We start from the raw sequence: 21,132 nt of genomic DNA on the forward strand, positions 1-21,132 counted from the left end.
CACACCCCCGGTCGCAACTAAAAATGGGGTGCTGCACGAAATGTGCAGCACCCCATTTTTTATTTATTCTTCCACCGGTGCTTCTGCAGTGTTGTCTGCTGCAGGTGCTTCGGTCACAGCGGGAGTTTCCTCGGCGGCTTCTGCCGGCCGATGGATCTTCAGCTGGATGTTCCGGTACTTGGGCATACCGGTCCCGGCAGGAATCAGTTTCCCGATGATGACGTTTTCTTTCAGACCCAGCAGCGGATCCACCTTGCCTTTGATGGCGGCATCGGTGAGGTTCCGGGTGGTTTCCTGGAAGGAAGCGGCGGACAGGAAGGAATCGGTGGCCAGAGAAGCCTTGGTGATCCCCAGCAGGATGGGATGGCCGGTAGCCGGCTGTTTCCCTTCGGCCAGTACTTCATCGTTTTCGTCTTCAAACTGGGCGATATCCACTACGGAGCCCGGCAGCATATTGGTGTCGCCGGCTTCGTCGATCTTGTACTTCCGCATCATCTGACGGACCATGACTTCCACGTGCTTGTCGTTGATTTCCACGCCCTGGGACTTGTAGACGCCCAGTACCTGCTGCACCAGATAATGCCGGGTGGCGGCAGGACCGGAAATCCGCAGGATGTCGTGGGGGTTCAGGGACCCTTCGGTGAGCCGGTCGCCCACTTCCACTTTGTCCCCTTCGGCCACATGGATCTTGGCGCCGTAAGGAATGTGGTAGGATTCTTCCGTACCGTCTTCCTTGTGGATCACCACGAAACGGCCATCGTCCTTTTCCTGGATTTCCACCGTCCCGGCCACTTCGGTCAGGATGCCAGGGTGTTTCGGTTTCCGTGCTTCGAACAGTTCTTCTACACGGGGAAGACCCTGGGTGATATCGTCAGCACCGGCAACACCGCCGGTGTGGAAAGTTCTCATGGTCAGCTGAGTACCCGGTTCGCCAATGGCCTGGGCAGCGATGGTGCCGACGGCTTCGCCCACTTCCACCTTCTTGGCGGTAGCCAGGTTCCGGCCATAGCAGGCACGGCACACCCCGAAGTGGGATTTGCAGGTCAGTACGGAACGGATCTTGACTTTTTCCCGGAGATCAGCAATCACATCAGCCATATCTTCGGTGATGTAGTCGTTGATGTGGTAAATGACCTTGCCGTCTTTGTCAGCAATGTCTTCCGCCAGGGTACGACCCACCAGACGGTCACGGAGAGATTCCAGAACCGTGCTCTTGTTCTTCCCGGAAGTGATGGCTTCCACATAGACGCCGTCCACTTCGTTGTTCCGGATCTTCAGTTCCTTTACAGTCCCGTCAGCCAGGATCTTTTCGATCACGTCAGCGGTGAACTTGTCTCCGGCTTTGGCCAGGACTTCGTCCTTTTCGTTGAGGATGTCTTCTTCCACCTGTTTGTCCAGGAAATGATGGGTCATGTGTTCCCGGAAGGCGGCTTTCACCTTTTCTTCCGGCACATTGATGGCCACGGTTTCCGGTTCTTCGCCGCTTTCCTCATCAGCCGGATACAGGCTGATTTCCAGAATATGGGCGGCCATGAGACGGTCGTAGACTTCTTCGGTGACCACCGTGTCGGCTTCCGCCAGCAGGGAGTCATCTTCCGGATTCATGACGCCGGCAGCCAGGGTGCGGCCGATCACGTAATCCTTCAGCTTGTGCTGGCTGGAACCCAGGACAGCCTTGCAGAACCGCGCCCGTTCCCGGACCAGGTTCATACCCGTTACGTCGCAGTCGTCTTCCCGGACGATAACATCCTGGGCCACGTCTACCAGACGGCGGGTCAGATAACCGGAGTCTGCGGTACGCAGTGCGGTATCGGTCAGACCTTTCCGGGCGCCGTGGGAAGAAATGAAGTATTCCAGAATGGTCAGGCCTTCACGGAAGTTGGATTTGATGGGTCGGTCGATGATCCGGCCGGAAGGGTCAGCCATCAGACCGCGCATGCCGGCCAGCTGACGGATCTGCTGCACGTTACCACGGGCACCGGAGTTGGCCATCATATATACAGGGTTGAAGGGGTCCATGGTGTGTTTCATCAGGGCATTGGCCACGTCTTCGGTAGCCTTGTCCCAGATGGCGATAACCTTGCGGTACCGTTCGTCATCGCTCATGAGACCGCGGTTGAAGATGGTTTCCACTTTGTCTACCTGCTTTTCAGCAGCAGCCAGGATGGAAGCTTTTTCTTTCGGGATCTTGATATCGGAAGCGGCAATGGACAGGCCGGATTTGCAGGCGTTGTCATAGCCCAGTTTCTTGACGATATCCAGTACCCGGGCGGTACCGAAGTTGCCGTACAGCTTGTGGGCCTTGGCAACCAGACGGCCCAGTTCCTTCTTGTCGATCAGTTTGCCCAGGAGCCAGGTGCCGTCTTCCTGTTTGGAGTAATACCGCATTTCCACAGGCAGTTCAGAGTTGTAGATGATGTTGCCCATGGAGGTGGTAACCAGGCTTTCGCCCTTGTCGGAGGGTTCCGGGAAGATTTCCGCATTGGGAACCTTCACCTTGATCCGGGCCTGGAGGTCGATCACATGGTTGAAGTAAGCCAGACGGGCTTCGTCGAAGCTGATGAACCGGCGGCCTTCCCCTTTGGCTCCATCCTTGAAGATGGTCAAGTAGTAGGCCCCCAGTACCATATCCTGGGTAGGAACGGTAATGGGTTTCCCGTCTTTGGGTGCCAGGATGTTGTTGACGGACATCATCAGCACCCGGGCTTCAGCCTGGGCTTCCGCAGACAGAGGCAGATGGACAGCCATCTGGTCCCCGTCGAAGTCGGCGTTGTAAGGAGTGCAGACCAGAGGATGCAGCTTGATGGCCCGGCCTTCGGACAGGATCGGTTCGAAAGCCTGGATGCCCAGTCTGTGCAGGGTCGGGGCACGGTTCAGCAGTACAGGATGTTCTTTGATCACGTCTTCCAGTACATCCCATACAGCGTTGGTGGCCCGTTCCACCATCCGTTTGGCGCTCTTGATGTTGGTGGCGGCGCCGGTTTCCACCAGGCGCTTCATTACAAAGGGCTTGAACAGTTCCAGTGCCATTTCTTTCGGCAGACCGCACTGGTGCATTTTCATTTCAGGCCCTACCACAATTACGCTACGGCCGGAATAGTCAACCCGTTTCCCCAGCAGGTTCTGACGGAACCGGCCCTGTTTCCCTTTCAGCATATCGGACAGGGATTTCAGAGGACGGGTGCCAGGGCCCGTTACGGCACGGCCCCGACGGCCGTTGTCGATGAGGGCATCCACGGCTTCCTGGAGCATCCGTTTTTCGTTCCGGACGATGATGTCCGGAGCCTGGAGTTCCTGGAGCCGTTTCAGACGGTTGTTCCGGTTGATCACCCGGCGGTACAGGTCGTTCAGGTCACTGGTGGCGAACCGGCCGCCGTCCAGCTGGACCATGGGGCGCAGGTCGGGAGGAATGACCGGGATTACATCCATGATCATCCATTCCGGCTTGTTGCCGCTCTTCAGGAAGGCTTCACACACGTCCAGACGGCGGACGATGTTCCGTCTTTTCTGGAGGCTGGTTTCCGTCTTCAGAGCTGCCCGCAGTTCCTTGGTCAGTTCTTCCACGTTGATTTCATGGAGCAGTTCCTTGATGGCTTCTGCGCCCATGCCCACCCGGAAAGTAGGACCGTATTCATCCAGTTTTTCCTGGTATTCCGCTTCGGTGAGCAGCTGTTTCTTGGTCAGGTTGGTATCCCCTGGATCCAGGACGATGTAGCTGGCAAAGTACAGGACTTTTTCCAGAGCTCTCTGGCCGATGTCCAGGATGGCGCCCATCCGGCAGGGAATCCCTTTGAAGTACCAGATGTGAGAGACAGGAGCGGCCAGTTCGATGGACCCCATCCGGTCACGGCGGACCTTGGAACGGGTGACTTCCACGCCGCATTTGTCGCAGACCACACCCTTGTAGCGGATGCGTTTGTACTTGCCGCAGTGGCATTCCCAGTCTTTGGTGGGCCCAAAGATCCGTTCACAGAACAGGCCGTCCCGTTCCGGTTTCAGGGTTCTATAGTTGATGGTTTCCGGTTTGGTCACTTCCCCGTGGGACCAGGCTCTGATCTTCTCCGGAGAGGCCAGACCGATTCTCATAGAATGAAATTTATTTACGTCCAACAAGAGCACTCACTCCTTCCTACTCTGCATCAGACCCGTTGTCGTCGCCGTTGTCATGGGAATCATCCAGATTCATGTTCCCGATATCGGCAATCACGTCGAAGTCGCTGCCTTCCGGCTGGTCTTCGTCAGGGCTCAGTTCTTCGCCGCTGGACTGGGCCGGGTTCTCTTCGCCCACATTGGCTGCGGTATGGGGAGCCTTGTTGGCCATATCCATATCCAGCTCTCTGGCGATGTCGCCCATTCCGATATCTTCGTCTTCATCATCCAGATCGATTTCATCATCGTCTTCATCCAGCACCTGGATGTCCAGACCGATGCTCTGCATTTCCTTCACCAGTACCTTGAAGGATTCAGGCACACCCGGTTCAGGGATGTTTTCACCCTTCACGATGGCTTCATAGGCTTTCACACGGCCCACCACGTCATCGGACTTGACGGTGAGGATTTCCTGCAGGGTGTAGGCAGCCCCGTAAGCTTCCAGGGCCCACACTTCCATTTCCCCGAATCTCTGGCCGCCGAACTGGGCTTTACCACCCAGAGGCTGCTGGGTAACCAGGGAGTACGGACCGGTGGAACGGGCATGGATCTTGTCCGCAACCAGATGGTGGAGCTTCAGGTAGTAGATGCAGCCTACGGTAACCGGGTTGTCGAAGGGTTCCCCGGTACGGCCGTCGTACAGGGTGGTCTTCCCGCTGGGATCCACACCAGCCAGCTTCAGGGTCTTTTCCATGTCGTCTTCCCGGGCGGAATCGAACACGGGCACAGCCACCGGCACTGCATGATCCACGGTTTCCGGCATGCCGTACTTATCCACATCGTAGCCGGCTTCCTTCAGTTCGCCTGCCAGTTTCGGGTCTCCGGATTCGATCCGCATCCCCAGGGCGCAGGCAGCCCAGCCCAGATGGGCTTCCAGGATTTGCCCGATGTTCATACGGGAAGGTACGCCCAGAGGGTTCAGCACGATCTGGACCGGTTCCCCGTTGGGCAGGAACGGCATGTCTTCTCTCGGCATGATCCGGGAAACAACACCCTTGTTCCCGTGACGGCCTGCCATCTTGTCCCCTTCACTGATCTTCCGTTTCTGGACAATATGGACGCGGACCTGTTTGCTTACGCCAGGGGGAAGTTCATCCCCGTTTTCACGGGTGAAGATCTGTACGCTGACGATGATCCCGGATTCCCCATGGGGTACCCGCAGGGAGCTGTCCCGGACTTCCCGTGCCTTTTCAGCAAAGATGGCCCGGATCAGCCGTTCTTCTGCGCTCAGTTCCGTTTCCCCTTTGGGGGTGACTTTCCCTACCAGGATATCCCCAGGGCGGACTTCCGCACCGATGCGGATGATCCCGTCTTCGTCCAGGTCCTTCAGGGCTTCTTCAGAAACGTTGGGGATGTCCCGGGTGATTTCTTCAGGCCCCAGTTTGGTATCCCGGGCGTCGCAGTTGTATTCTTCGATATGGATGGAGGTGAAGACATCTTCCTTCACCAGGTCTTCGCTGAGAAGTACGGCGTCTTCGTAGTTGTAGCCTTCCCAGGGCATGTAGGCGGCAATGGCGTTGCGGCCCAGAGCCAGTTCGCCATGGTCCGTGGCAGGACCGTCAGCCAGTACCTGGCCTTCTTCCACCTTGTCTCCCTTGAAGACGATGGGGCGCTGGTTCACGCAGGTGCTCTGGTTGGAACGTTTGAATTTCAGCACGTTGTATTCATCGATGCCGGCACCGTCGGCCCGGGTCACGATGATCTTGTCGCCGCTGACGTATTTCACCGTCCCGGCATGTTTGGCCAGGATGCACACGCCGGAGTCCACGGCCACTTTGTATTCCATCCCGGTCCCTACTACAGGAGCCTTGGGGTTCAGCAGAGGCACAGCCTGACGCTGCATGTTGGCACCCATCAGAGCCCGGTTGGCGTCATCGTTTTCCAGGAAAGGAATCAGGGCTGCTGCAATGGACATAACCTGTTTCGGGGATACGTCCATGAAATCCACCCGGGTGGGAGGAATGGACAGCACGTCGTTCCGTTCCCGGCAGGTTACATGGCTGTTCACGAAGGACCCGTCATCGTTCAAAGGTTCGTTGGCCTGTGCCACGATGTAGTTGTCTTCTTCGTCGGCGGTCATGTAAACGATTTCGTTGGTAACCTTGCCGGTCTTCTTGTCCACTTTCCGATAAGGAGTTTCAATGAAGCCGTACCGGTTTACCACCCCGTAGGCGGCCAGAGATCCGATCAGACCGATGTTGGGGCCTTCAGGGGTTTCAATAGGACACATACGGCCGTAGTGGGAAACGTGCACGTCACGGACTTCGTAACCGGCTCTTTCCCGGGACAGACCGCCGGGCCCCAGAGCGGACAGACGGCGTTTATGGGTCAGTTCAGCCAGAGGGTTATTCTGGTCCATGAACTGGGACAGCTGGCTGCTGCCGAAGAATTCCTTCACAGCGGCCACCACAGGACGGATGTTAATCAGAGCCTGAGGCGTGATCACATCAGCATCCTGGAGAGTCATCCGTTCCCGGATCACCCGTTCCATACGGCTCAGGCCGATCCGGAACTGGTTCTGGAGCAGTTCCCCTACGCAGCGGACACGCCGGTTGCCCAGATGGTCGATGTCGTCCTTGCCTTCCATGCCGTCGATTACGTTCAGCAGGTACGCAAAGGAGGCGATTACATCAGCGGGAGTAATCACCCGTACGGATGCGTCGATGTCCTTGGTCACGATGATCCGTTCCGGTTTTTCCTGGTATTTCACCCAGACTTCCGCATAGCCCGGTTCGCTGTAAATGCCGCTTTGTTCGATTTTATCGATTTCATCGTCACCGATGATGGTGCCGGCCGGCAGGACCACTTCGCCCCGGGTTCCGTCGGGATTTTCGAAGGCAATGGGAGAAGTCAGTTCCTTGCCCAGCAGGCGCTGGCGCCAGCCCAGTTTCTTGTTGACCTTGTAACGGCCCACATTGGCCAGGTCATACCGCCGGTTGTCAGAGAAGATGTTCTTGATCAGCTGGGCGGCGTTTTCCAGGTTGGCCGGTTCGCCGGGACGCAGTTTCCGGTAGATTTCCAGCAGGGCATCTTCTTCGTTTTTGGTGGTATCCTTGGCCAGGGTAGCCATCAGGAAAGGATGTTCCCCGAAGGTCTGGATGATGTCGTCGTTGGTGGGCAGGCCCATTACACGGAGCAGTGCCGTAGCCGGCAGTTTCCGGGTCCGGTCCACACGGGCGTAGATAATGTCGTTCAGATCGGTTTCATATTCGATCCAGGCGCCCCGGTTGGGGATCACCGTGGTCCCGTAGAGGAATTTCCCCATGGGATCCATGTCCTTGGCGTAATAGACACCGGGAGACCGGACCAGCTGGCTGACAATGACACGTTCCGCCCCGTTGATCACAAAGGTGCCGGTATCGGTCATCAGAGGGAAATCCCCCATAAACACAGTGGATTCCTTGATTTCCCCGGTGTCCTTGTACAGCAGCCGTACATCCACGTTCAGAGGCGCCGCATAGGTGGCATCCTTTTCCTTGCAGGTTTCGATATCGTATTTGGGATCCCCGATGGTGAAGTTTTCAAAACTCAGTTCCAGGTTGTCCGTAAAATCCTTGATGGGAGAAACATCCTTGAACACGTCGTGCAGCCCTTCTCTTATGAACCACTCATAAGATTTTCTCTGCAGGTCAATCAGATGCGGCATCTTCAGGACTTCTTTGATCCGAGCATAACTGTACCGGATGCGGTCGCCATTATGTACCGGCTTAAACATGTGGTCTCTCACTCCTTTTCTCTAGGCAGGTATTTCGAAGAAAGTACCAAGAAATCTATCACACAAAAAAAACAAGGCAGTCAACACAATCAAGATTGATCAGCCTTGTATCCTGCAATGTCTCTCAGTCAGCATTTCGTGCTCCTCTCCTCACTTGAGCGGGAACGCGATGTCCAACCACTGAGCACTCGCGAAACCTATATAATCCTGCTTTAGCAAACTTCATGGACGATAATTATACCATAATATAAGGGCTATCGCCAAATTTATTTATGATTTTTTTGTGAAACTTTTTTAATGGAATTTTTTCCCGTCCCGGATCAGTTCCTTCCACTCCGGTCGGTCCAGGGCCAGCCGGATCACCGTCACCAGCCCGTAATTGGAATTGTACCGGTAGAAAATCAGGAACCGGCCGGCCCCGAAGCACCGGACTCCTTCCAGGTCCAGGAGGGAATCCCGGGCATTGGCCGCCAGTTTGGGGAAGGCTTCCACTTCCTTCAGCACCCGGTCCAGGACTGCCATTTCCTCCCGGCTGCAGCTGCTTTCAGCCGCCTTCCGGTCCCGGAGGGCTTCCCGGGTGAATGCCAGATTTCCCCGGGCATCGGGCATGTCTTCCTGTTCCAGGCTTTTCAGGCCCCGGGCCGCAAAGTCCCGGACCTGTTCCCGCAGGGCTTCCTCCATGTTCTCCCGTCCTTCCATGAAAAAAAGGGCTGCCGCAATGCGGCAGCCCTTCTGGTCTTTAAGCTTCGGCTTCCACCGGGTAAACGCTGATGGTACGGCGGTCTTTGCCCCATCTTTCAAAAGCAACCTTGCCGGCCACTTTCGCATAGATGGTGTAGTCCTTGCCCATGCCAACGTTCTGGCCCATATGGAAACGGGTGCCGCGCTGACGGACGATGATGGAACCTGCGGTTACCAGCTGACCGTCATGGGCTTTGGTCCCCATGCGCTGTGCGTTGGAATCACGGCCGTTGTGGGTAGAACCGGACCCTTTCTTATGAGCGTGTAATTGAAGGATTAATTCGAACACGATGTTCACCTCCTGTGTTCCTTGATCATGAGATAATCCTGGGAATAGGTCTTCTGCAGATGGCGCAGGCCGCAGACCATGGTCTTCAGCACTGCATCCGTCTTCGCATCAGGCTCATCCACCAGTCTTACAGCCAGGCTGCCGTCTTCCTGGTCAATGGAGTAGTCCACCTTCCGATGGAGGACTTCATTGAGGCCATTGGCGGCCACCTGAGTATTCAGCGATACAGCATAGCACACTTCGTCGAACCCATCCGGGCTGTACTCCGCATGCCCCGATACCCTGTACCGTCTGATTCTGCCACGGCTGTTGTAGTAAATGTCTACGGCAATCATGGCTTAGGCTTCGATAGAAGTGATTTCAACCTGGGTGAACGGCTGACGATGACCCTGACGTTTCCGATAGTTGGATTTAGCTCTGTATTTGAAAACAAAGATCTTATCAGCTTTGCCCTGTTTGGCAACCTTGGCGGTTACCTTGGCGCCGGCTACGGTAGGAGCCCCTACTTTCACATCGCCATCGTTGACAACAGTCAGAACTTCGTCAAAAACGACTTCCTGGCCTTCTTCAACGTTCAGTTTTTCAACGTTCAGTACATCGCCTTCGCTGACGCGGTACTGTTTGCCACCTGTACGGATAATAGCGTACATATTCTGCACCTCCCTCATTCCAAGACTCGCCGAATACGGTAACTCCTTCCGGAGTTTTTGGGAACCTCTCCGGGCGGTAGTGCCAAATTCACATTCAGCCTTGATAGTTTACTACAAAACGGAAAAAAACGCAAGTTTTTTCCCGTTTCTCCCCGTTTTTTTCCGGGGAAATTTCCTGTTTTTCCTGTATTCCTCAGAAAGGAAACATGCTATAATTATTAGATTGCAAACTGCAGAAAGGTCGTGAGAATCAAAGATGAAAGAAATGATTCGTCTGGTTGGAATCACCAAGGAATTTGAAAACAACCTGATCATCCCTACCCTGAACCTGACAATCTATGACGGGGAATTCGTGACCCTTCTAGGCCCTTCCGGCTGTGGGAAAACCACCATGCTGCGCATGATCGCCGGTCTGGAGACGCCTACGGCGGGCCATATTTTTTTGGACAACGAAGACGTAACCCGTCTGGCTCCCTATAAACGAAACGTGAATATGGTGTTCCAGCACTATGCCCTGTTCCCTCATATGACCGTGGAGGAAAATATCCGCTTCGGGCTGATGATGAAGAAAGTCCCTCAGAAAGAACAGCAGAAACGGGTGGCCGAAGTGCTCCAGCTGACTCAACTGGAAGAGCTGCGCTACCGCCGGCCCCAGCAGATGAGCGGCGGTCAGCAGCAGCGGGTGGCCATTGCCCGCGCCCTGGTGAACAACCCCAAAGTGCTCCTTTTGGACGAACCATTGGGTGCCCTGGACTACAAGCTCCGGAAAACCATGCAGCTGGAACTGAAGAACCTCCAGCAGCGGCTGGGCATCACCTTCATCTATGTGACCCATGACCAGGAGGAAGCTCTCACCATGAGCGACCGGGTCATCATCGTCAACGGCGGGAAGATCGAACAGGACGATCCCCCGGCCCGGATCTACCAGTATCCCCGGAGCCGGTTTGCCGCCAGCTTCATCGGGGAGAACAACTTCTTCCCGGTGCCCGGGGATGACAGCCGTCTCCTTTCCGTCCGGCCCCAGTTCATCAATGTCCGGAGCCTGGAAGAAGCCGCAGCTGCCGGAACCCAGCCTGCCCACACCGGCACGGTGGAACAGATCCAGTTCTGCGGCACCCTGGACAAGCTGTTCATCCGGCTGGATTCCACCCGGGAAATCATCACTGCCTACCAATATTATGATGAATACCGGAAATGGGAAGTGGATGACCGGGTGGCCATCAGCTGGGACGCCAAAGACGGCGTCCAGGTGACGAAATGAAGCGGGGGAAACTGCTGGTGCTGCCGGCCATGGGGTGGCTGACCCTGTTCTTTGCCCTGCCCCTTTTGATCGTGGTGGGCGTATCCTTTGCCTCCCGCACAGCCTACGGACAGGTGGTGTTCCAGTGGACCCTGACCAACTATACCCGGTTCCTGGAACCTCTGTACCTGATGATTTTCGTCTCCACCCTGGCCACGGCGCTCATCACCACTCTGTTCACCTTTGCCATGGGCTATCCGGTGGCCTATACCATCGCCATGGTGCTGCCCAAAAAATGGCAGCAGGCCGGGATCATCCTGGTAATGATCCCCTTCTGGATCAACTTCCTGATCCGTTCCTATTCCTGGGTGATCATCCTCCGGGCCCAGGGGCTGGTGAACACCTTCCTCCTCCACCTGGGAGTGATCCAGGTACCCATGACCCTGCTCTACAACAACTATGCCGTGATGCTGGGAATGGTCTACGCCCTGCTGCCCTTTATGGTACTGCCCATCTACGTTTCTCTGGAACAGATGGACAAGCGGCTGCTGGAAGCCGCCAGTGACCTGGGGGCCGCTCCCTTCACCGCTTTTCGTAAGATCACCCTGCCTCTCACCCTGCCGGGGGTGGCCGCCGGTTCCATCCTGGTGTTCATTTCCTCCCTGGGGATGTTCGTGGTGCCGGACATTATGGGAGGTGCCAAAAGCGCCCTGATGGGAAACGTGATCCAGAACCAGTTCCTGGCTGCCCGGGACTGGCCTTTCGGATCCGCCCTGTCCATTATCCTGGCGCTGCTCTCCCTGGTGATGATTGCCCTGTACTACAAAGCCCTGGAAGCCCAGAAAGGAGGGAAGTCCCATGCAGAAAAGCTGGCGTAACGCCACCCTCCTGTCCTATTCCCTGGCCATCCTGGCCTTTTTGTACCTGCCCCTTCTGATCCTGTCCCTGTACTCTTTCAACGATTCCCGGATCAATGCGGTGTGGACAGGGTTCACCCTGAAATGGTACGCATCCCTGCTCCAGAATGACCGGGTGCTGGAAGCCCTGGAAAACAGCCTGCTCATCGCCTCCATCACCACAGTGGTCACCACCGTCATGGGAACCCTGGCGGCCCTGGCCCTCCACCGGTACCAGTACAAATGCAAATTTCTCATCAACAGCCTGCTGTACCTGCCCATCCTGATCCCGGAAATCGTCATGGGGCTGTCCCTGCTGGTGCTGTTCTCCCAGACCGGGATCCCCCTGGGGAAAACCACCCTGATCATCGCCCACATCACCTTCTGCCTCTCCTTTGTGATCATCACCGTGGGAGCCCGGCTGGAAGGCTGCCGGCAGGACCTGGAAGAAGCGGCCAGCGATCTGTATGCCACTCCCTGGCAGGCCTTCCGGTATATAACCTTCCCCATGATCCTGCCCGGGGTGGTGGCCGGTGCCCTGATGGCCTTCACCCTGTCCATCGACGATTTCGTGATCAGCTTCTTTGTGGCCGGGCCCAATTCCACCACCCTGCCCCTGTACATTTACGCCATGGTCAAACGGGGGATTTCTCCCCAGATCAACGCCCTGTCCACCTGCATGATGCTGGTCACCGTCTCCCTGGTGGTGATTTCCCAGCTGCTGCAGAAAAAGGGCTACCATTCTTCCCGAAAGGACTGATGCTGCGTGAAAAAACTTTCCTGGCTCCTGGTCCTGTGTCTGGTGCCCCTGGTGCTTGCTCTTACCGGCTGCAGCAGTGAAAAAAAGCCCGCCGATGACGGGAAACAGGTGCTGAACATTTTCAGCTGGGCGGACAATTTCGACCCGGACATGATCAAAGCCTTTGAACAAAAATATAACTGCAGGGTGAACTACGACGTGTTCGCCAACAACGAGGAGCTTCTGGCCAAACTCCAGGCCGGGGGCGCCCAGTACGATCTGATCCAGCCTTCCGACTATATGGTGTCCACCATGATCAAACTGAACATGCTGGAAAAGCTGGATAAGGACGCCATCCCCAATACCCGGAACATGATGGACACCCTCCAGCATCCCCAGTTCGATCCTAAGGGAGACTATTCCGTGGTCTACACCTGGGGTATGACCGGAATCGTCTACAACAAGAAATACATCAAAACCCCGCCCACCTCCTGGAACGATCTGTGGGATCCCGCCTACAAGGGCCGGGTAATCCTGCTCAACGACAGCCGGGAAGTGTTCGGCATGGCCCTGAAGAAGAACGGCTGGTCCAACAACTCCACGGATCCCGCCCAGCTGGCCAAGGCTTTCCAGGATTTGAAGGCCCTGGCCCCCGATGTGCTGGCTTACGATACGGACAGCCTGAAGCAGAAATTCATTGCCGAAGAAGGCTGGATCGGCACCATGTGGTCCGGGGATGCCTCCTTCAGCTACCGGGAGAACCCCAACCTGGGGTTCGTGATCCCCAAGGAAGGGACCCTGGTGTGGGCGGATACCCTGGCCATTCCCAAAGGGGCCAAACACAAGGAACTGGCGGAGAAATTCATCAACTTCCTGTTTGATCCGGAGGTCAGTGCCAAAAACTACGAAGCCATCGGCTACAACGATCCCAACAGCAATGCCCGGAAGTACCATTCCAAAGAATACCTGGCAGACCCCATGCTGAACACCGCCATCACCCACCTGAAAGAGGGCGAATGGCTCCACGACCTGGGGGACGGGATCACCCTGTATGACAAGTACTGGACAGAACTGAAAACGATACGGTAAGGAAAAGGGACTGTGAAAAAATGATTTCTCATTTTTTCACAGTCCCTTTTTGTCACGGACCGCTTGTGCGGCACCTCTTATTTTGCCTGTTCTTTCTGGCTGTTCTGTACCTGTTTCACTTCCACAGGGATCAGGTTCAGGCCCTGGAGTTCGGCTTTTTTGCCTTTGACGCTGAACACGAAGGTCATCTGCACATTGGGAGCCTTTTTGGCATCGCCGATATACACCAGACGGTCTGCGTCAGCAAATTTGTCCAGACGGACCAGTTTCAGATTGCTGATGCCACCCAGCTGTTCCGTTACACCTTTTTTCATGTTGTCCAGTGCGGCAGCGTTGAAGTTCTTCTGGAGAGCCGGAGAGAAACCGGTGGACACTTCCGCCAGCTGGCCTTTCCCCTGGATCAGTTTGATGACATTGCTGGTAGTAGTTTCTTCTTGGGCCAAGAGGTCACTGGCCGGGCTGGCAAAGCCCAGGCTGGCCATACCCAGAGACAGGACTGCCGTCAGCATCAGAATGATTTTTTTCATGTTGGATCCAACCCTTCTTTTTATCAGATATTGTCTTTTTCGATCCGTTCCATGGCTTCTTTGGTGCCTTCGTGAGTACCGAAAGCACTGAGCCGCAGATACCCTTCGCCCATGGTGCCGAAACCGGCACCGGGGGTCCCTACAATGGCCAGGTCGTTCAGCAGGTGGTCAAAATATTCCCAGCTGCCCATGCCATTGGGGCACTTCATCCATACATAGGGAGAATACACGCCCCCATAGTATTTGTAGCCCTTCTTGTCGAAGGTTTCCATCATCATCCGGGCGTTTTCCCGGTAGTAGGCCAGCATATCCCCGCATTCCTTTTCGCCCACAGGGGACATGGCAGCTTCCGCCCCTCTTTGGACAATGTAGTTCACACCGTTGAACTTGGTGGTCTGCCGGCGGAGCCACATTTTGTTCAGGCTCATTTCCTTCCCTTCCGGAGATTTCCGGGTCAGCTGGAGAGGCACCACCGTGTAGCCGCAGCGGGTACCGGTGAACCCTGCAGTCTTGGAGAAGGAGCAGAATTCAATGGCGCAATCCTTGGCGCCAGGGATGGTGTAGATGCTCCGGGGCATATCCGGGTTGGTGATGAAGGCTTCGTAAGCCGCATCATACAGGATGATGGCGTCGTTCTTCAGAGCGTAGTCCACCCATTCCTTCAGCTGTTCCTTGTTGTAGGCAGCCCCGGTGGGGTTGTTGGGGGAACACAGATAGATGATGTCCGCCTTCACAGCCGGATCCGGCATGGGCAGGAAGTCGTTTTCCGGAGTCCCGTTCATGTACAGGATCTTCCGGTCCCGCATCACGTTGGTGTCCACATATACCGGGTACACCGGATCCGGAACCAGGATCACATTGCTGTCATCGAACAGGTCAGTGATGTTTCCGCAGTCGCTTTTGGCCCCGTCGCTGACGAAGATTTCCTTGGTTTCCAGCTGGACCCCGTGACGGGCATAGTATTTGGCAATGGCTTCGTGAAGGAATTCATAACCCTGTTCGGGACCATAGCCCCGGAAGGTTTCCTTGTGGCCCATTTCCTGGACGGCCTTGGTCATGGCTTCCACCACAGAAGGAGCCAGGGGCAGGGTAACATCCCCGATGCCCATTTTAATGAGCTTTTTTTCCGGATGGGCTTCGGTAAAAGCCTTCACCCGTGCAGCAATATCCGAAAACAGATAGCTTTCCTTTAACTTCGCAAAATTCCCATTCACTAACGCCATATCTGACTCTCCTTTAATGCAAAAGAATGTATTCCTCTTAGGAACCTTTATTTATTGTAAAGTAGCCCTGGAGGAAAGTCAATTATTTCAAACTTTCTTCCAAAATTTCTTCCGGAATTTCGATTTCCCCCTCATAAACCGTTACCGCCGGTCCCTTCAGGGTCATCAGGTCCCCTTCCCCGGTACGGACCTGGAGCAGGCCCCCTTTGGCTTCCACCTTCAGGAATTCATTCCGTCTGCCGGCTTTGCCCAGGGCCACGCAGGCATACCCTACGGCACATGCGCCGGTACCGCAGGCCCAGGTTTCCCCGCTGCCCCGTTCCCACACCCGGAACTTCACATAGTTTTCATCCACCACCTGGACAAATTCCACATTGGTCCGCTCCGGGAAAAGAGGCGAAGTCTCGATGACCCGGCCTACCGCTTCCACCGGTACCGTTTCCACGTCCTCCACAAAGGTGACAAAATGGGGGTTCCCCATGGAAACGGCAGTGCCTTGGACGGTGATTTCCGTTCCGTCCGAACGGGTGAAGGTCACCGGCTGGTCCACACAGGTTTCTCCGGGCCAGTCCATGGGAATGGCGGCCACCCGGGTCTCCGCTTTGCCCATATCCACTTCCGCCAGGACCACCTTCCCGTTTTCCACGGTCATGTGGATGGTCTTGATGCCCCCCAGGGTATCCAGGGTGATGGTATCCTTGTGGGTGAGCCCTTTGTCATAGACATATTTGGCAATGCATCGGGACCCGTTCCCGCACATTTTCCCTTCGGAAGCATCCGCATTGAACATCCGCATCCGGAAATCCGCCTTGTCCGACGGACAGATGCAGATCAGTCCATCAGAACCGATGCCGAACCGCCGGCGGCTCACATATTCAGAGATTTTCCCCGGATTTGGCAGCATCCGGTCCATGCAGTCCACATAAACATAGTCGTTGCCGCAGCCGTGCATTTTGGTAAATTTCATTTTCATGGAGTCTTCCCCCTCATTTTCGCTTGATTTCTTATTATATCATGAAAGTTTTTCTGCTGCACTTGTCCCCAAAAATTAAACAATAAGGCCTGCGTCTTAGGATGAAAAGTGAAGGTTACCTGAAAGTACCTTCTTTCTCTTTTATTTTAGTTATGTTAAACTAACTTAAGACAAAGGAGGTCGTTCTATTATGTTCAAAAAAAAATTACTGACCCTTTCCCTGGGCTTGCTGCTGTGCGGGATAGTATCGGGGACGGCCGGTGCTGCTCCCCAGTTCAAGAACAACAAGGAACTGGCTGCCTATTTCTGGGACCAGATCTTCAACGAGCATCACACAGCCGTTATTGACGAACTGACAGGAGATACCTATATCCAGCACAGTCCCGGATTCAAAGATGGAAAGCAGGCCTTCAAGGAGGGCATTGCCGGTTTCCTGAAAGAGTTTCCGGAAAGCACCGCAGAGATCAAGCATCTGGGGGCGGACGGAGATTTGGTATTCATCCATAACCACATTAAACTGAACGCCAAGGACCGTGGCCAGGCCGCCGTAGATATCTTCCGGGTCGAAAACGGGAAGATCGTGGAACACTGGGACGTAATCCAGGATATTCCGGAAAAAGCGGAAAACACCAACACCATGTTTTAAAAAAAGCTGTTGCCAGAGAGAGAAATCACCAGGCAACAGCCTTTTTTATGCCAGCCAGCGCCCCACCCAATGGTTGATCTGCTCCATAACCTGGATGAGCTGTTCTCCTTCCGAAGAAAGACGGTATTCCACCATTCCGGCAGGATCATCCTGCTCCTGCCGTTCCACCAGATGATTCCGCTCCAGGCCCCGGAGATTTTCCGTAAGGACTTTGGCGCTGATGCCCGTCAGGGTCCGTTGGAGTTCCCGGAAATGGCTGGGATGGTCGGCCAGAGCCAGCAGCAGATCAGTACGCCATTTTCCCTTCAGGACTGCCAGAAAACAATCAAAGGGGCAGTCATAGGTCTTTCCGTCAAATTGAGCCACCTGATTTCCTCCATTCTCTTCACTCTTCACTTTTCCCAATAGTCACCGTATCCACCAGGGTCCCGTCGGGCAGGAAGCACTGGATCCGGAGCTGGTCTTCCTGTTTTTCCAGTACCAGGTAGTTGTCCGTTTCCGGCTGGGGGGCCAGGGTCACATCCAGGGCATGGCGCTTCCAGAGGCTGGGATACCGCACGTCTCCAGCCACGCCGGTAATGATGTAAGAAGGTCCGTGATCTGCCCGCTGGAAATCGTAGATCCTTCCCCGATTCCGATAGGTATGGAGATGGGCACTGAGCACCAGGTCCACCCCGTACCGATCAAAGAGGGGCATCCATTCCCGTCCTTCCGGAGAGAACCCTTCCGCCCGGTCCCGTCCCGGCCGGGTTGCCGGATCAAAGGCATACTGGAGGGGGTCCTTGTGCATCAGCACAATATTCCATTTGCCCTGGTTCCGTGCCATATCTTCCTGGAACCAGGCCTCCTGGTCCCGGGCCAGATCCGGTTCCCATTCCTTCAGTTCCTCGTTCTGGGTGTTCAGTACCACAAAATGCACATCCCCCACGGTAAAGGAATAGAACTGGTTCCGGTATTTTTCCCGTCCGTTGTCCGGCAGGGCGAACCGGTGGAGATACCCTTCCGGCATCCGCACCTTCCAGTTCAGGTCGTAGGTTTCATGGTTCCCCATCAGAGGCGCCACCGGGATTTTTTCCGCCATGGGTTCCACCACCCCGAACCAGGCGTTCCACTGGCTGCTGTCTTCCCCGTTGTCCACCAGGTCACCCATGTTCACAAAGAAACTGGCGTCCGGGTTCCGCTGCCAGGAAGGCTGGGCGGCAGCCTTCCACACGCTGTAATCCGCCGACTGGGAATCCGGGAAGATCAGGGCCTTGAAGGTATTGCCGGCAAAGGCTTTCAGAGGCATCCACTCCGTGGCCTTCTTTCCCGCCCGGATCCGGTACTCATAGGCCTGTCCCGGTTCCAGCTGTTCCAGCCGGGCCGTATAGATCCAGGTGTCCTTGCCTCCGTCCGTGAATTTTTCTTCCGTCACCGAAGCGGCTGTCAGGGAACTTTCTCCGGCCTTCCGGTATTCCAACACCGGTTCTTCTTTCACCGGATAATCCGACTGCCACTGGATCACCCGGCTCCGGGAGGGATCCGCCGTCATCACCTGCCGGATATTTCGGGCCTCCACCTGGTCCAGCAGATCATAATGGATGGCCGCTCCCCGGGCCTGGTCCACTTTTCCCAGGGCCCAGGTCCGGAACCAGGGAGAAAAATGCCAGACTCCGGCCACCAGGGCCACCGCCAGCGCCAGGAACCCCATAAGGATCCGGCTCTTTTTTATGGAAACGTTCTTCTTCACCGCACTTTTCACTCCTTTAGTTTTGTACTTGCCTGTCTATAGCATAAAAGAATGGCCGCCACAATACAAATACTTTATGGTCATGGGATTTTATACGAAAACAGTATACTGACCAAAAGAATAAAAAGCAACAAGGAAGCAGTATCCTCTTCCTGCATCTTGACACTTCTGAAGAAAAGCTCTATACTGCAGATAACAGATTTAAATTTATCAATATGAAAGGAGGCTGTCAGATGGAAAATCTTGCTTTTAAAGCCCGTTTGTTCAAGGCCCTGGGCGATGAAAACCGGCTCCACATCCTGGAACTGCTCCAGGGCGGAGAGCGGTGCGCCTGCGTGCTGCTGGAAAATCTCCATCTGTCCCAGCCCACCCTTTCCCATCATATGAAGATCCTGTGCGACGCAGGGCTGGTCACTGGCCGGAAAGAAGGCAAATGGGTCTACTATACCCTGAACCGGGAAACTGCCCGGGAACTGGAAGCCCTGATCCGGGAACTGTTCCGGGAAACCCCGTCCTTCAAGCCGGCGGACTGCAGCTGTCCCAGATGCCCGTAAAATTTTTTGCGTTAATGAATTGATAAATTTCAATCTATAAATTTATTTTTGGGGAGGAAGCTATTATGGAAAGAAAACAGGTACAGATTTTTGAACAGGCCATATGCTGCCCTACAGGACTTTGCGGTCCCTCCATCGATCCGGAACTGCTGCGGATTTCCGCCGTACTGGACACCCTGGAAAAACACGGCATCCCAGTAGAGCGGTAAAAAGGAAAGGGGTTGGAAACACTATGAGCCAAATGGAAAACAAGATGGGCATCAGCACGTTCCAGCGGTATCTTTCCCTGTGGGTTTTCCTTTGTATGGCGGCCGGTGTACTGGTGGGCCATTTCCTGCCGGCGGTTCCCCGGTTCCTGGACCGGATGCAGATTGACGGGATTTCCATTCCCATTGCCATCCTGATCTGGATCATGATCTACCCCATGATGATGAAGGTGGATTTCCAGAGCATCCGGGAAGTGGGCCGGCATCCCAAGGGACTTTTTGTCACCTGGGTCACCAACTGGCTGATCAAACCCTTTACCATGTACGGCCTGGCCGCCTTCTTCTTTTATCAGGTGTTCCAGGCTTTCATTCCCCGGGACCTGGCTACCCAGTATCTGGCAGGAGCCGTACTCCTGGGGGCCGCTCCCTGCACTGCCATGGTCTTTGTCTGGAGTACTCTGACCAAGGGAGATCCGGCCTATACGGTGGTCCAGGTGGCTACCAATGATCTGATCATCCTGGTGGCCTTCGTGCCCATTGTCAAATATCTGCTTGGCGTATCCCATGTAACGGTGCCCTACAGTGTGCTGTTCCTGAGCATCTTCCTGTTTGTGGTGATTCCCCTGGCGGGAGGGATCCTGACCCGGATCACAGTGATCCGCCGGAAAGGGGAAACCTATTTCAACCAGGTCTTTGTCCACAAATTTGATCAGGCCACCACCTGGGGCCTGCTGCTGACCCTGTGCATCATCTTCAGTTCCCAAGCCCAGGTGATTCTCTCCAATCCCTTCCATATCCTGCTGATTGCCATTCCCCTGGTGCTCCAGACCTATCTGATCTTTGCCATTGCCTACGGTGCCAGCAATCTGCTCCACCTGCCACACAGCATCGCCGCTCCCGCAGGGATGATCGGAGCCTCCAACTTCTTCGAACTGGCCGTAGCCGTAGCCATCGCCCTGTTCGGAGTCACCAGCCCCGCCGCCCTGGCCACCACCGTCGGTGTCCTGACGGAAGTGCCGGTGATGCTGAGCCTGGTGAAGATAGCCAATAGAAAATAAGGGGGATGCTGCACGTTATGTGCAACACCCCGGCCTCATAAGCCGCGTAGCGGCTCGGTCTCGAGTCTCGAGACCTGAAGAGGGGGCTGTTGCGAACGCAGCAGCCCCTTTTTTATTTCGTCAATTCCGTCAATGTCCCGGCGATGATCCGGGCCACCTTGGCAGTACTTTCCAGTTCCACCGATTCATCGGCGCTGTGGATGGCGTGGGTATTGGGGCCCACGCTGACCAGATCCAGTTTGGGATTGGCCTTATAGAAGAAACCGGTTTCCAGGCCTCCGTGCATGGCCACAATCTTGGGTTTCCGTCCCATGACTTCATTGATTTTGAATAAAAAAAATAGGCGGCCGGGAAGGGCGGGTCTCCGGCACGCCCCTACCACGTTTTTGTCGGGCTATAGAGCCAGTGGTCCCAGGAACGGATCCATCGACACTCCCGTTCCTGTGGTTTCCGTTGAAATCAATGACATCGACGATGCAGGGGCTCGCCGCAGGCAAGCCCGTCCCGGCCGCCCAAAGGGCCGCAAATTCAAAAACAGATGCCCCCGCATCTGGTATCCATCCGCCGCTGGCACAAAAAAATTCCGCATCCATCAGATGCGGAATTTTCTTAACCGGCAGCTCCCTATCCTCCCGGACCGTTTCCAGTCGAGTACTTTCGGCGTATAAGGGCTTAACTGCTGTGTTCGGCATGGGAACAGGTGGATCC

19 protein-coding genes, 1 rRNA gene and 1 pseudogene are annotated in these 21,132 nt (G+C 55.3%); 8 read left to right on the top strand and 13 right to left on the bottom strand.

What is annotated here, in order from left to right; genetic code table 11:
* Nucleotides 1-63 precede the first annotated feature (63 nt).
* The 6 genes from rpoC to rplU form a co-directional block, all read right to left on the bottom strand.
* The gene (gene rpoC / locus ACZOF8_RS05880; protein WP_195839655.1) at nucleotides 64-4,113 is read right to left on the bottom strand and encodes a DNA-directed RNA polymerase subunit beta'; all 4,050 of its coding nucleotides are present in this window, start codon (nucleotides 4,111-4,113) and stop codon (nucleotides 64-66) included.
* 16 nt (nucleotides 4,114-4,129) lie between these two features.
* Nucleotides 4,130-7,864 carry a DNA-directed RNA polymerase subunit beta gene (rpoB, locus tag ACZOF8_RS05885; protein ID WP_022487151.1) on the bottom strand — a complete coding sequence of 1,245 codons (3,735 nt, stop codon included), beginning with the start codon at nucleotides 7,862-7,864 and terminating at the stop codon, nucleotides 4,130-4,132.
* 294 nt (nucleotides 7,865-8,158) lie between these two features.
* A complete protein-coding gene (locus tag ACZOF8_RS05890) occupies nucleotides 8,159-8,545 on the bottom strand; it encodes a hypothetical protein (protein ID WP_022487150.1) in 387 nt (128 codons plus the stop codon).
* A gap of 58 nt (nucleotides 8,546-8,603) precedes the next feature.
* Nucleotides 8,604-8,894, bottom strand: a complete 291-nt coding sequence (rpmA, locus tag ACZOF8_RS05895) for a 50S ribosomal protein L27 (RefSeq protein ID WP_012937737.1) — start codon at nucleotides 8,892-8,894, stop codon at nucleotides 8,604-8,606.
* A 5-nt stretch (nucleotides 8,895-8,899) separates the two neighbouring features.
* Complete coding sequence (locus tag ACZOF8_RS05900; protein ID WP_022487149.1) at nucleotides 8,900-9,229, bottom strand: ribosomal-processing cysteine protease Prp; 330 nt, start codon at nucleotides 9,227-9,229, stop codon at nucleotides 8,900-8,902.
* 3 nt (nucleotides 9,230-9,232) lie between these two features.
* Nucleotides 9,233-9,544 carry a 50S ribosomal protein L21 gene (rplU, locus tag ACZOF8_RS05905; protein ID WP_012937735.1) on the bottom strand — a complete coding sequence of 104 codons (312 nt, stop codon included), beginning with the start codon at nucleotides 9,542-9,544 and terminating at the stop codon, nucleotides 9,233-9,235.
* 256 nt (nucleotides 9,545-9,800) lie between these two features.
* Between rplU and ACZOF8_RS05910 the strand changes: the two genes are divergently transcribed.
* The 4 genes from ACZOF8_RS05910 to ACZOF8_RS05925 are packed head-to-tail and all read left to right on the top strand — an operon-like array spanning nucleotide 9,801 to nucleotide 13,508.
* A complete protein-coding gene (locus ACZOF8_RS05910) occupies nucleotides 9,801-10,805 on the top strand; it encodes an ABC transporter ATP-binding protein (RefSeq protein ID WP_022487148.1) in 1,005 nt (334 codons plus the stop codon).
* Nucleotides 10,802-11,662, top strand: coding sequence for an ABC transporter permease (locus ACZOF8_RS05915; RefSeq protein ID WP_022487147.1), 861 nt, complete (start codon nucleotides 10,802-10,804; stop codon nucleotides 11,660-11,662). The genes ACZOF8_RS05910 and ACZOF8_RS05915 overlap by 4 nt, the downstream gene beginning before the upstream one ends.
* A complete protein-coding gene (locus ACZOF8_RS05920; protein ID WP_022487146.1) occupies nucleotides 11,643-12,440 on the top strand; it encodes an ABC transporter permease in 798 nt (265 codons plus the stop codon). Before ACZOF8_RS05915 ends, ACZOF8_RS05920 begins: the two co-directional genes overlap by 20 nt.
* 6 nt (nucleotides 12,441-12,446) lie before the next feature.
* The gene (locus tag ACZOF8_RS05925; RefSeq protein ID WP_022487145.1) at nucleotides 12,447-13,508 is read left to right on the top strand and encodes a polyamine ABC transporter substrate-binding protein; all 1,062 of its coding nucleotides are present in this window, start codon (nucleotides 12,447-12,449) and stop codon (nucleotides 13,506-13,508) included.
* Nucleotides 13,509-13,585: 77 nt separating this feature from the next.
* Here ACZOF8_RS05925 and ACZOF8_RS05930 read toward each other — a convergent pair whose 3' ends face one another.
* The 3 genes from ACZOF8_RS05930 to dapF form a co-directional block, all read right to left on the bottom strand.
* Nucleotides 13,586-14,035: a hypothetical protein gene (locus ACZOF8_RS05930; RefSeq protein WP_022487144.1), complete on the bottom strand. Its 450-nt coding sequence runs from the start codon at nucleotides 14,033-14,035 to the stop codon at nucleotides 13,586-13,588.
* A gap of 23 nt (nucleotides 14,036-14,058) precedes the next feature.
* A complete protein-coding gene (locus ACZOF8_RS05935) occupies nucleotides 14,059-15,258 on the bottom strand; it encodes an LL-diaminopimelate aminotransferase (RefSeq protein ID WP_022487143.1) in 1,200 nt (399 codons plus the stop codon).
* Nucleotides 15,259-15,340: 82 nt separating this feature from the next.
* Complete coding sequence (gene dapF, locus ACZOF8_RS05940; protein WP_353844373.1) at nucleotides 15,341-16,225, bottom strand: diaminopimelate epimerase; 885 nt, start codon at nucleotides 16,223-16,225, stop codon at nucleotides 15,341-15,343.
* Nucleotides 16,226-16,421: 196 nt separating this feature from the next.
* Between dapF and ACZOF8_RS05945 the strand changes: the two genes are divergently transcribed.
* Nucleotides 16,422-16,877, top strand: coding sequence for a nuclear transport factor 2 family protein (locus ACZOF8_RS05945; RefSeq protein WP_022487141.1), 456 nt, complete (start codon nucleotides 16,422-16,424; stop codon nucleotides 16,875-16,877).
* Between the two features lie 45 nt (nucleotides 16,878-16,922).
* On the opposite strand, the gene ACZOF8_RS05950 is transcribed toward ACZOF8_RS05945, so the two are convergent.
* The gene (locus tag ACZOF8_RS05950) at nucleotides 16,923-17,243 is read right to left on the bottom strand and encodes a winged helix-turn-helix transcriptional regulator (protein ID WP_022487140.1); all 321 of its coding nucleotides are present in this window, start codon (nucleotides 17,241-17,243) and stop codon (nucleotides 16,923-16,925) included.
* Between the two features lie 19 nt (nucleotides 17,244-17,262).
* The gene (locus ACZOF8_RS05955; protein ID WP_487426672.1) at nucleotides 17,263-18,606 is read right to left on the bottom strand and encodes a purple acid phosphatase family protein; all 1,344 of its coding nucleotides are present in this window, start codon (nucleotides 18,604-18,606) and stop codon (nucleotides 17,263-17,265) included.
* A 233-nt stretch (nucleotides 18,607-18,839) separates the two neighbouring features.
* On the opposite strand from ACZOF8_RS05955, the gene ACZOF8_RS05960 reads away from it, so the two are divergent.
* The 3 genes and pseudogenes from ACZOF8_RS05960 (at nucleotide 18,840) to arsB (ending at nucleotide 20,424) form a co-directional block, all read left to right on the top strand.
* Nucleotides 18,840-19,160 (top strand): ArsR/SmtB family transcription factor, encoded by a 321-nt coding sequence (locus ACZOF8_RS05960; RefSeq protein WP_370833618.1) that lies wholly within the window; start codon nucleotides 18,840-18,842, stop codon nucleotides 19,158-19,160.
* 65 nt (nucleotides 19,161-19,225) lie between these two features.
* Nucleotides 19,226-19,366: pseudogene (locus tag ACZOF8_RS05965) on the top strand (arsenic metallochaperone ArsD family protein); the annotation flags it as partial.
* Nucleotides 19,367-19,392: 26 nt separating this feature from the next.
* Nucleotides 19,393-20,424, top strand: coding sequence for an ACR3 family arsenite efflux transporter (gene arsB, locus ACZOF8_RS05970; protein ID WP_487426673.1), 1,032 nt, complete (start codon nucleotides 19,393-19,395; stop codon nucleotides 20,422-20,424).
* 112 nt (nucleotides 20,425-20,536) lie between these two features.
* On the opposite strand, the gene ACZOF8_RS05975 is transcribed toward arsB, so the two are convergent.
* Nucleotides 20,537-20,737 (bottom strand): hypothetical protein, encoded by a 201-nt coding sequence (locus ACZOF8_RS05975; RefSeq protein WP_154488675.1) that lies wholly within the window; start codon nucleotides 20,735-20,737, stop codon nucleotides 20,537-20,539.
* Between the two features lie 298 nt (nucleotides 20,738-21,035).
* Nucleotides 21,036-21,132, bottom strand: a 5S ribosomal RNA gene (gene rrf, locus ACZOF8_RS05980); the annotation flags it as partial.

It is taken from the genome of Acidaminococcus sp. (genome assembly GCF_057597765.1).